This window comes from Tepidibacter sp., assembly GCF_025210165.1.
Classification (GTDB): Bacteria; Bacillota; Clostridia; order Peptostreptococcales; family Peptostreptococcaceae; genus Tepidibacter_A.
The window spans coordinates 1-2,650 of the sequence record NZ_JAOASI010000019.1 but is presented as its reverse complement, the minus strand read 5'-3'; the positions used below and the strand labels follow the sequence as shown (position 1 = coordinate 2,650).

At 24.8% G+C, this 2,650-nt stretch carries 1 protein-coding gene and 1 pseudogene; both read left to right on the top strand.

Going from position 1 to position 2,650, the window contains the following annotated elements; genetic code table 11:
• Positions 1-185, top strand: a pseudogene (locus N4A48_RS02940) (transposase domain-containing protein); the annotation flags it as partial.
• A 416-nt stretch (positions 186-601) separates the two neighbouring features.
• A complete protein-coding gene (locus N4A48_RS02935; protein WP_293664182.1) occupies positions 602-2,023 on the top strand; it encodes a S41 family peptidase in 1,422 nt (473 codons plus the stop codon).
• The last annotated feature ends 627 nt before the right edge of the window (positions 2,024-2,650 follow it).

Genomic DNA, 2,650 nt, shown 5'->3' with positions numbered 1-2,650 from the left:
CCCTAATATATTCTATTATTGAAACCGCAAAATCTAATGATTTAGTAGCAGAAAAATACCTTCTATATTTAATGAATGAGATGTCAAAATTAGAAGATATAGAAAGAACCAGAGAAAATTTATTAAGACTGATGCCTTGGTCAGATACATTGCCTGAAAAATTAAAAATAGAAAAGAAGAAATAGATTAAAAATCCAGTATACTAATTTTTATAATTAGTTATACTGGATTTTTAATTTCAAGACGGTAAATCTTTGACGGATACGTATATATTAATATATATGGATACATAAAAATTTTAATCCCATCAAGTACTTATGATTTTGAATGGAATATTTTGTTTTAGTTTTATGGGTGTGGAAGTATATTAAACATATGGGGAAATATAGGCTATTGTATGTTATAATGAAGTATAGATTTTATAATAATATTCATATCTTATACGATTTTTTTACATTTTGTATTACAGAGAGAAGGTCAAAACAGAATGTAAATGCTATGAAAATAAAATTATTTGAGAAATTATATAGTGAAAGAAGATTTTATTTCTGATCTAGATATGAAGTATGATTATATATGTTATTAAGATAGGAGGATTATGATGAAAAGATTGGTGAAAAATATTTTATGTACTTTTTTAATTTTCAATTTATGCTTAATAAGTGTTTATGCAAATAATAGTGAGGAAAAAGAAAAAGTTTATTCAAAAAAGCAGGTTGAAGAAGATATTGAATTTATGATAAAAAAAATGGAAGATGTGCACCCTAATCTATATTTTAAAGTTCCAAAGGAAGAGATAAAAAAGGATATAGATGAAAAATTAAAAGAAATAGATAAACCTATAAATAGTATAGAGGTTTATAGAAAGTTTGCACCTATTATAAGCAAGCTTCAAGATGGACACACTAGTATGCTACTTCCACAAGATTACATAGAAAAAATTAAAGAGTCTAATAAGATACTGTATATGGCTGTAGAAGTAGAAGGTGGGAAAATATATATAAAAGATACTTATAGAAAAGAGTATCAAAAACATAACGGGTGGATGATTGAATCAATAGATGATAAAGATTCATCAAAAATATATAATGAAATGTCAGAATATATAAGTGGTCCCCTTAAGCCTTTTAAAGAATGTTGTATGGAAAATAATTTTATATTGAATTATTATATAGATAATGAATTAAAGGATGAATACATTATTAAAATTAAAAAAAATACAGAAGAAAAAGTTATAAAAGTAGAAGGGATTAGTAAGGAAGAAGCTGATAAGATAAATCCTAAGAATAAAAATAATACAGAGTATTACAAATATGAGAAATTGAATGATAATACAGGGCTAATTACTTTTGATGCATTTTCAGACTTAGATAAGTTTAAAGTTTTTTTAGATAGAACTTTTGAAGAAATAAATAAGGAAAACATAAATAATCTTATAGTTGATTTAAGGGGAAATGGAGGAGGAAATTCTCATCTAGGAGATTTATTAATAGAATATATCTATGATGGTAACTATACTCAGGCAAATAGATCAGATATAAAAATAAGTAATGAAATAATAAAATATTATTCAGATTTAGCTAAAAATGAAGGTGCAACAGAAGAAGAAATAAAAGAGTTAAAAGATGAATATTCTAAAATGATTGGACAAGTATATACACAAAAATCAGTAGCGTCAAGATATTATTTAGAAAAACCTAAATTTAAAGGAGATACATATTTTTTAATAGGAAGAAATACTTTTTCAAGCGCAGTTATGTTATCTTCAACTGTTAAGGATTATAAAATGGGATATTTAATAGGAGAAGAAACTGGTGGACTTGCTACAAATTATGGAGATATATATAGATTTAAACTTCCTAATACAGGATTAAATTCCTTTGTATCACATAAATATTTTGTAAGACCTAATGGACTTGATACAGGAAGAGGGGTTATTCCTGATTATGATATTAAGTATTTAGGAGGAATGGATCCTTTAGATGTAGCATTAGATATAATAAAAAATAAATTAGGTAAATAATGCTTAGACCTTGAGGAATACATATAATTGTAGCATTTTTTCTTCAATGTGTAGTTGTATTTAGTGAATTGAAAAAATAATTTCTGAATTTATTAATAAAAAAGGCAATCTAAATTTGGGGGTGTACTTCAAAAATTAGATTGTTTTTTTATGTGGGGATATTGGGTCGGTTGGGTTCATTATAGCTACAGGATATTATCTAGTGTTTTTATACAAAATAAGTCTTTGTTCAGCTTGTATTGATATCTATTTTATGATTGAGTGTTTTGTATGAAAAGAAAAATCTTATTGATATTATATGATAAAGAGTCCAAACTGTGAGTATAAGTTTTTTAATATATATTAGTATATATAAGAGTGAATGCCTATTGATAGTTTCATAATATGAGACTATTTATTAAATTATATGTGTACACCTAATTGTTTAGAATAATGCTATATATGGTAAATATTGTTTTAGATATAATTTGTGTAAAAATCTATACTAAATATTATACTGTACCCTATAGAGTGGACACTAAAAAAAGTCTATTCTATAGGGTATTTTTATGTATAATAGAAAAAAAGACGAATGGTGGAAGATAAAATGAGTAATAAAATATTTACAGAAAAAGAAATAAGAATACT

Bases quoted from the DNA above. Each gene is read 5' to 3' on its own strand.
- N4A48_RS02935 (WP_293664182.1), top strand. From the start codon at position 602: ATGAAAAGATTGGTGAAAAATATTTTATGTACTTTTTTAATTTTCAAT.